The sequence below is a fragment of the Croceicoccus gelatinilyticus genome, assembly GCF_018398395.1.
GTDB classification, from domain to species: Bacteria; Pseudomonadota; Alphaproteobacteria; order Sphingomonadales; family Sphingomonadaceae; genus Croceicoccus; species Croceicoccus gelatinilyticus.
The window spans coordinates 1-8,143 of the sequence record NZ_JAHCBF010000024.1; the positions used below are offsets into that span (position 1 = coordinate 1).

The 8,143-nt window shown below is 55.6% G+C and carries 9 protein-coding genes and 1 pseudogene; 6 read left to right on the forward strand and 4 right to left on the reverse strand.

Features of this window, described 5'->3' with window-relative positions; all coding sequences use genetic code 11:
• From KIH45_RS18690 to KIH45_RS18705, 4 genes are all read left to right on the forward strand, one after another.
• Positions 1-297: YqcI/YcgG family protein (locus tag KIH45_RS18690; protein WP_213177474.1), on the forward strand; the 297-nt coding region annotated here is incomplete at its 5' end.
• Positions 294-875 carry a DUF1989 domain-containing protein gene (locus tag KIH45_RS18695; protein WP_213177475.1) on the forward strand — a complete coding sequence of 194 codons (582 nt, stop codon included), beginning with the start codon at positions 294-296 and terminating at the stop codon, positions 873-875. The genes KIH45_RS18690 and KIH45_RS18695, both read left to right, overlap by 4 nt.
• Positions 876-921: 46 nt before the next feature.
• On the forward strand, positions 922-1,113 hold the full coding sequence (locus KIH45_RS18700) for a hypothetical protein (protein WP_213177476.1): 192 nt from the start codon (positions 922-924) through the stop codon (positions 1,111-1,113).
• Between the two features lie 56 nt (positions 1,114-1,169).
• Positions 1,170-1,643, forward strand: coding sequence for a DUF421 domain-containing protein (locus KIH45_RS18705; RefSeq protein WP_213177477.1), 474 nt, complete (start codon positions 1,170-1,172; stop codon positions 1,641-1,643).
• A 163-nt stretch (positions 1,644-1,806) separates the two neighbouring features.
• Here the strand turns inward: KIH45_RS18705 and KIH45_RS18710 are convergent, their stop codons facing one another.
• The 3 genes from KIH45_RS18710 to KIH45_RS18720 all read right to left on the reverse strand — a co-directional run bounded on the left by KIH45_RS18710 (position 1,807) and on the right by KIH45_RS18720 (position 4,512).
• The gene (locus tag KIH45_RS18710; protein WP_213177478.1) at positions 1,807-2,313 is read right to left on the reverse strand and encodes a DUF6692 family protein; all 507 of its coding nucleotides are present in this window, start codon (positions 2,311-2,313) and stop codon (positions 1,807-1,809) included.
• Complete coding sequence (locus KIH45_RS18715) at positions 2,310-2,831, reverse strand: DUF305 domain-containing protein (protein ID WP_225900041.1); 522 nt, start codon at positions 2,829-2,831, stop codon at positions 2,310-2,312. Before KIH45_RS18715 ends, KIH45_RS18710 begins: the two co-directional genes overlap by 4 nt.
• An 85-nt stretch (positions 2,832-2,916) precedes the next feature.
• Positions 2,917-4,512: an alpha,alpha-trehalose-phosphate synthase (UDP-forming) gene (locus KIH45_RS18720; protein WP_337925510.1), complete on the reverse strand. Its 1,596-nt coding sequence runs from the start codon at positions 4,510-4,512 to the stop codon at positions 2,917-2,919.
• 391 nt (positions 4,513-4,903) lie between these two features.
• Here KIH45_RS18720 and KIH45_RS18725 point away from each other — a divergent pair, with 391 nt between their 5' ends.
• Entirely contained in the window at positions 4,904-5,830 is a 927-nt protein-coding gene (locus tag KIH45_RS18725; protein WP_337925511.1) for a cation efflux transmembrane domain-containing protein, read from the forward strand.
• A gap of 561 nt (positions 5,831-6,391) precedes the next feature.
• On the opposite strand, the gene KIH45_RS18730 is transcribed toward KIH45_RS18725, so the two are convergent.
• Positions 6,392-7,459 (reverse strand): sensor histidine kinase, encoded by a 1,068-nt coding sequence (locus KIH45_RS18730; protein ID WP_213177479.1) that lies wholly within the window; start codon positions 7,457-7,459, stop codon positions 6,392-6,394.
• Between the two features lie 260 nt (positions 7,460-7,719).
• Here KIH45_RS18730 and KIH45_RS18735 point away from each other — a divergent pair.
• Positions 7,720-8,070 (forward strand): annotated as a pseudogene (locus KIH45_RS18735) (SDR family NAD(P)-dependent oxidoreductase); the annotation flags it as partial.
• Between the last annotated feature and the right edge of the window lie 73 nt (positions 8,071-8,143).

Genomic DNA, 8,143 nt, shown 5'->3' on the forward strand with positions numbered 1-8,143 from the left:
GTGGACGACTTTTACGCCGCCCGCAGCAGGACTATCCCGCCGCTACCGTGGTCGAATATTGCTCCGCCGTTCTCAAATCTGCATGCTCAATTTGAGCAATTGCGCAAAGAACAGCGATATGAGCGCATCAGGCAAACCATCCTCGAACGTGACAGGGATCTTTCCGGAACGATCAATCCGATGCTTGCCCGCCACGGCGAGAATAGCGAGGCGCGGCAATATTCTGGACGTTTGATCGAAGATGATTGGGCTTGTCCGTTTCGGGACAGGCGCGCCTCAGTGCAGGAGCCGGAATGAAACTGACCCGCATCGAACCTCGATCTGGAACCGCGTTACTATTGGATAAGGGGCAATCGCTGACCGTAGTGGATCCTGCGGGATGCCAGGTTGCAGACCTTCTGGCGTTTTCGCGCGACGACGTTAGAGAAGTGCTCTCAAATGGTCGCACTTTCGATTATGAAGAAATGATCCGGTTGAGCGTGGGAAATCGACTCTGGTCCAACCGATCACCACCCATGCTGGAAATCATAGAAGATACGGTGGGACGCCACGATTTCCTGCTAACTCCGTGCAGCAGGGACACGTTTCGTCATTTCTACCCCGATAAGCCCGAGCATCGTGGCTGCTTTGGTAATCTGGCCGAGGCTCTGGCGCCTTGGGGTATTGCCGAGGATGATATACCGGTCGCTTTTAATTGCTTCATGAACGTTCCGGTCCGGTTCGATGGGAAAATCTCGGTTGATCCGCCCATTAGTAATCCGGGCGCTAAAATCACGTTTAGGGCCGAGATGGACCTTATCATAGGCCTCACGGCCTGTTCGGCTTACGCCAGCAACGGGGGAGCCTTCAAACCAATAGATTATCGGATCGAGTGAGCGATCGCTTCGTTGCAGCATTACAGCCAACTTAGGAGATCACATCATGACATCCGACAAAAAGCCCGAAAGGGTGCGGCCCGACCGCGACCCTTCCCATATTCCCGCGACTGACCGTCCCGAACGCAACAGCCAGCTTTATAACGAAGTGCGCAAAGAGGGCGAAGCTGTGCCCGAAGATTATCCAGTGCAGGATAGAAGAGATGGTAATGTCGCGACCGGTCATTCAAAGTCTTGATGCGGCATATTTTTCTTCCTGACACGATTGAGCCTCTATTGAGGATCGCTGTCATCATGCCGGCAATCTATCTTCTGATCATCTTTTTTATCCGGCTTTCGGGCAAGCGATCCACCTCGCAAATGAACAATTTCGACTGGATCGTAACGGTAGCATTGGGTTCAATCACAGCTTCGACGATCTTGCTCAAGGATAGCACACTCGCCGAGGGAGCGCTTTCGATCGCTCTTTTGTTGATGCTCCAATACGGCCTGACATTTTTGGCGCGCAGATCGCCTTTGGTCGCCAGAGCAGTCAAAGCTCCACCCACGCTGCTCTTCGCCCGTGGACGCTTCCTCGATGACGCGATGGCTACCGAACGCATATCGAGAAAGGAGGTGCTGGCTGCGGTCAGAAAAGCGGGATTTACCCACCTTGATCAAGTCGACTGGATTGCGCTCGAAAATGATGCGTCTTTCTCAGTCATCGCGCACAGCGATAGCCGGGCCAAGGGAATGCGAGGTGGCGTGCCGGCGGAACGTCGCCATTGACCAGATCGCGGAAAGATCATCCGCTGCCGATTATGCCGCCTTTAGGATGGAGGACCTAGCCTTTCATATAATCTGGACCGGGGGCAAGAAACATGAACGACGCGAACACCGTCTGGCCGCTATTCCCTTGTCGCCAGTTTGAAGTGGGCGGTTTGGGGCGTATTCATGCAGCGGCGCCGTTATAACAACGTGCATAGCCGCGATAGCCGAGTTCGTCCTTCGCACCCGGCGGCGCGACGATCATCTCCATGGCAGGACTTCCGGCGTTCCCCTTCTCGTCAACCTGGCGCAGGGCCACGACAAGTCCGCCGTCCTCATAGCGGTTTTCGCCAGTGGCTTTCAGGGAGATCAGCTTGCCGTTCAGCTTTATCGCTCCGCTCTTGCCAGGTTCGAACAGGAACGAAGGAAAAGCGACTTCGGTCAGGATCATCTCGCATTTGCCCTTGTTGCCGCCGAGAGCTTGGATATCGGCATCGCTCATCGTTTCGGGCTTCACAATCGCCGTCTCGACATTGGCGAGAGCGGATGCAGGCCCTTCGATCGGAGCCAGAGATGGAGCCGGTTCAAGCTGCGCTTCGCGGTCATTCCCGGTGGCGGTATTCTGATTGCAACTGGCCAGAACTAGGCCCAGACCACCAAGCAGTGCGGAGTGCAAGAAGGGACGTATCATCGGGCAACCTCCTCTGGCATGCGTTCGGTGGTTCGCACGCCATTCTTCTCGATGTCGGCTATCAGATATTTCATCTGCGCAATCTCGCGCCGCTGCGCGACAATGATGTCATGGGCCAGTTTGCGTACCCGCGGATCGCGGATATGGGCACGCTCGCTTGTCATGATCGCAATGGAATGGTGCGGAATCATGGCTCTCATGTATTCGACGCCCGTCACCGTTGTCTGGCTGCGCACCAGCCAAAGCGCGCCAGCGAACACCAATGCCGCCACGCCCAGAATGATGAAGTTCTTTTTCGGGCTCTTGTACATGCCCCACATGAACAGCAGCATCATCACCATCATGGCCCCGCCCATCACGAATGCCATCCAGAAACGCGTTTCGCTCCAGAAAACATGGTCGATGCTGAATGTGTTGAGATACATCAACGCGAACATCACCGCAGTGCTGGTCGCGATCATCGCTATGAATTTCCAATAGGGCCCTTCCGAGCTCTTATCTGGTTGCGCGTCTGCCATCAGGCTGATCCTTTCCTGCGTTCGCGGTGAGTGGGGTTCCCTCATCAATGGGCAGAGTACGTGCAGGTTCCGAATTCTCCTGCCATCAGAACGAGAAGACACCCGCAGCGGCTTCGTGCCGTCCATCTTTTGATGCCCTGAGATCATGCATGAAGTCCTCCTTCCACGACGACAGGCTCGACCGGTTAATGGTGGCGTTCAATGTGCGCCAGCGCTCGATCCTTTCGGTCAGCGGCATGTCGATCGCTTGCGCAATCGCCTCGGCGCACTGCTCGTTGTCATAGGGGTTGACCAAAAGCGCCTCGGTCAACTGTTCGGCCGCGCCGGCAAAGCGAGAGAGGATCAGCACACCCGGATCTTCGGGATCCTGCGCCGCAATGAATTCCTTGGCAACAAGGTTCATCCCGTCGCGCAGGGGCGTGACGAGGCAGACATCCGCAGCCCGGTAGATACCGGCGAGCGCATCGCGTCCGTATGACTGGGTATGATAGGCAAGCGGCATCCAATCCAGCTTACCGAACCGGCCATTGATCCGTCCGGCTTCAGCTACCAGCTCGTCGCCCACATCCTGATATTCCTCGACAAGGCTTCGACTGGGCTGACCGATCTGCAAGAGGCTGGCAGTTCCGCGGCGTTCAGGAAATCGTTCTAGAAATCGGCTAAAAGCAGCAAACTTGTGCGGCAGGCCCTTGGAGTAATCGATACGATCGACGCCCAGCAGGATTTTGCGCCCTGCATTGCCTTCGCGGACGCGTCTGAAACTTTCCTGCGCGTTTTCCGACCGGCCCAATTCCACCATTTCGGAAGGATTGATGCTGATCGGATAGCTGCGGGCAAGCAAGCGTCTTCCGAACAGGTCCATCAAGCCGTCTTCGTCTGGCTGGGCGCCAAGCTCGGTCTCGAAATAATCGCAAAAGGCCTTGAGGTCCTTGTCGGTCTGGAAGCCGACGAGGTCATAGCCGAATAGCGACCAGACCAGATCCGCGTGTTGAGGGAGAGTCACGAAAAGCTCCCTTGCCGGCCAGGGTATATGGAGAAAGAAGCCGATGCGATTGTCGACGCCGAGCGCGCGCAATTCGCGCCCCAGTGGAATAAGGTGATAATCCTGCACCCAGATCACATCGTCAGGCTGGACGAACGAGCGAATGGCGTGGGCGAATGTGCGATTCACATCGAGATAGGCATCGCGAAAAGATTGTTCGTAGGCGGTCAGATCGGTCCGGTGATGAAACAGTGGCCAAAGCGTTCTGTTGGCGTAACCGTTGTAATATTCGTCCACATGGCACCGAGATAAATCAATCCTTGCCAGCGTGACTTTGCCGACGGTTTCGAAATGCGGCGGGCTGTCGTCCTCGTCGATAGCCTTTCCGCTCCAGCCCAGCCAGACGCCGCCCTCTTCCTTGAGGGCTCCGCCCATAGCCAGTGCCAACCCGCCCGAACTGGCAGCATTCGACGAATGAATATCTGCGACACGGTTTGAGACAACAATCAATCGGGGCATTCTTCCACCTTTCGCAAGCTTAACGAGAGCAACACGGCTTTGTTTCGAGACTTCCGGAATTGATGTCCGACATGGCGCCGTAGCTTCTACATTCCGGTAGGGGCGCAGAACCCGGAACGGTCCGGCAGCGTTAAGTCGCCATGCGACTGTTAATCCTCCGATTGACCCTGGGTTGCTCACTGTTGGCGGCTGCCTCCTGTGTTGATCTTCCGCGTGACCCGACCGGTACGACGGAAAGGGTCGAAAGGACCGGCAAGATCATCGTAGGCCAAATTGTTGGTGAAGATTTGTCAGTTCAGTCGTCGAATGTTCTGCGTCGAGTTGCGCAGCGAACTGGGGCCTCCATACATATCCGCCGCGGAACGGGGGAAAGATTGCTGACCGATCTGGAGGAAGGGCGGATCGACTTGGCCTATGGCCGGTTTGCGCGATCATCCCCATGGTCTGCAAGTGTCCATCTCGGCCCACCGATGGGACGACGCAAAGTTCTGGGACGGGATGAACGCGTGCCTCGCTTCGCATTTCGCAACGGCGAAAATGGCTGGATTGCGATGGTGCAAAGGGAAGTGCCGTGAACCGTCTGCCTCAAGAAATCCGTAAGCCGTTCCGCCGCGCCAAACGAATGGAGTGGTGGACTTTGTTCTGGATGAGCACGGTCGTAGCGGCGATGTTCCTTACCATGGGAGGAAGCCAGGCCATGCGCTCGGCCCTTTTCGAGGACATCCTTAGCCTGATCCCAGCAATCACCTTCTTAATCGCCGCGCAGTTCGAGCCCAAATCACCGACAGACAAATATCCTTTTGGATTTGTGCGGGTTAACAGCCTTGCCTTTCTCGTCGCGGCGGTTGCCCTGACGGCGGTCGGCGCTTTCCTATTGTACGAAAGTGCAATGAACCTGCTGATGGCGGAGCATCCCACCGTCGCCCTTGTCGAGATTAGCGGATATTCGGTCTGGATGGGCTGGTTGATGATCGCGTCTCTGGTGTATTCGATAATCGTTCCAGCAATCATCGGACGCCTGAAGCTCCCCGTGGCTGAGCAGCTGTATGATAAGGTGTTGCACACCGATGCGCTGATGCAAAAAGCCGATTGGCAGACCGGCCTTGCCGGCATCGTGGGCATTCTGGGCATATATTTCGGCTATTGGTGGGCTGATAGCGCAGCGGCCTCGTTCATTGCTTTTTCAATCCTTCGCGATGGGCTTTCTAATATGGGGAAGGCCGCAGCGGAACTCCTGGATGGAGCGCCACGCGATCTTACCGGCTCGTGCATTTCGCCCGAAGCAGAGCGGCTGAGACAGCGTCTCCAGCGCATTTGGCCAAGCGGTAATGTCCGCCTGCGGGAATCCGGACGCTATCTTGTAGGAACCGTCGAAGGCATTCATCCACCGGACGACTTGCCTGATCTCGAGGAACTTATGGGAGAAGATCCATCATGGCGTCTCGCCCGTTTGTCTTTCTCCCCGCCAGGGATGTTGCGTCGGGAAGACGTTGGCTAGCACAAAGCATTTTCGATTTTAGGCCAAATTGATTTTGACGGAGCTGCCAGCTTTAGGCTCTGCTATGTCGGGCGAGCGAGGGAACAAGCTTGCGGTCAAGTTGCGATCGAAGCTGTCGATGAGCGGTCTGGCGCGCTCTGCCTCACTTGGAGGAAAGTTCTGCGTCTGCGGATTTATCCTCCACGCTGTCAATAAACGTGTGGTTTGCGAAAGCGTTGTCTGTGAGCTCCCCACAGCATAAAATTGCGCTAAACCTACAAGCGAAAGCGCAAGGCCGAGCATAGGGCAGAATACTGTGAGAATTGCGGCGTTAGGATAAGATTCGAAGCTAGGCATCCCTTCCAGATGCGGGCCGCATGCTTGCAACTGGCATTTTTTGATCTCGATGCGGAAAGATTCGAGAAGGCGGCCTCTGCTAGCCGCCTTCCCGAGAACACTGCTTAAGCGGGCCGACAGGTCATCTCGACACCCCCACGGTAATAGTGGGGGGACCTAAAGCGAAAACGAACAACAACAGTCCATGGTTTCTTGTACGGAGAAATTGTGACGTCCGCTGTCAGGTTAGTCGGTCGGACATAATTGTCCGGATCTCTCTATGAAAATCCTGCATTCAATACCGTTGGAGGCATAATCCATGCTCACCGTTCCATAGGAGGCCATCGCCTGGTTGATGAGCGTGGATCCAAAACCGGTCTCATTCTGGCGAGCGACAGGAGGACCTGCTCGCTCGGTCCAAGTGATCTCCGTCCCATCAGGAACAGCTGCTATTTGAACCTTCACCGCACCCGTCTCATTCGACAAAGCTCCGTACTTCATCGCGTTTGTCAGTAGCTCGTGGAATATGAGCGACAATCCTTGGCCGACCGCGTTTTTAAGGACCGGATCATCCGTCAGCCAGATGTCGATCCTATTCTCCAGGCCAGTGAATGCTGCCAACTCTGTCCGCAAGATCGAGCTGGCACTCATTTCTGCGAAATCCCCTGTGGCCAGTAATTGGTGGCTTCGCGCCAGAGCGCCAACCCGTCCCTCGAGCGATCTTGCGAAAGCCTCGACGCTTTTCGTTCTGGGAGCTGAAAGACTGATCATTGCCTTGATCATCGCCAACATGTCGCGAACCCTGTGGTTCAGTTCGTTGGTAACGAGCTGAAGCCGCGCCTCGTTCTCTTTCGTGTCCGTGATATCGATGACTTGGCCGATCAGCTTGGTGATGGCACCCTTGGCATCAATAAGGGGGCGACCTGCGCCACTGATCCAGCGCCTTTGGCCTGTCGCGGTCTCGATCTGGCATTCGAAATTCCATTCCTGTCTACCTGCAATCGCCGCCTTTTGAAGTTTGTCAACTCTGGATCGATCATCATCTACGACGTGATCCAGAAAGCCGTCGTAAGTCCATTCCGGTAATGGCTCTGAGTAACCGAAGATAAGGTCGTGCGCGCGATTCCTGATTGCCCGGCCAGACTGCAGATCAAGTTCCCAAATCCAACGTGGCCGGTCTCGATGACAAGTCGCAAATGTTCGGCACTTTGTTCTTCGAATGGTTGGATGTCGGGCATCTGGACTTTTCAGGTTTTCCGTCGGGCGCGCGTTTTCTGATCTCACGAAATTACAGGCTGATACCAGTAACTTCAAAAAGGCTACTGAAGTTCCCGCTCAGCTCAAAATTGAACGACGTACGATTGTGGGATAGAGCTTCTTTTCGGGGCGTTGTGGAAGAAAATACTCCTCGCTCGGATGCTCATAGAGCGAGCGTACCGGCGTTGTCCGTTCCGACCAAATTTCGCCAATTCTCACGAGCTATCGCGCAAGAGGGGGCGTCCGTCTCGTTCGACGACGAGAATATGAACTTTCAGCCCGCCCGATCCATTGGACTGTTGAAGGAGGCTGAAAAAATGACCGACACTATAGACATGATCCACGAGGACCCGCTCCCGGGCCATGAGAGTGCCTTGCAACCCAAGCCTGAATGGCAGCCGCGCTTCCTCGGCTCGGGCCGTCTGAAGGACAAGGTCGCTATCGTTACAGGCGCTGACAGCGGCATCGGTAGGGCCGTCGCCGCGCTTTACGCCCGCGAAGGCGCGAAGATCGCGATCGTCTATCTTCTAGAAGACGACGACGCAGAGATGACCCGCTCGATCGTCGAAGAGGAAGGCAGCGAGGCGGTCTGCATCAAGGCGGACATTGGCTCGAAAGACGCCTGTGCCACCGTTGTCGAAAAGACGCTGGAGGCATTCGGCAATGTTCCCCGTCAGCACCAATGGCACAGATTTGAGGTTGTGATTTAAGGAGGATTTGGGCTTCGTCGTAGTGATGAAG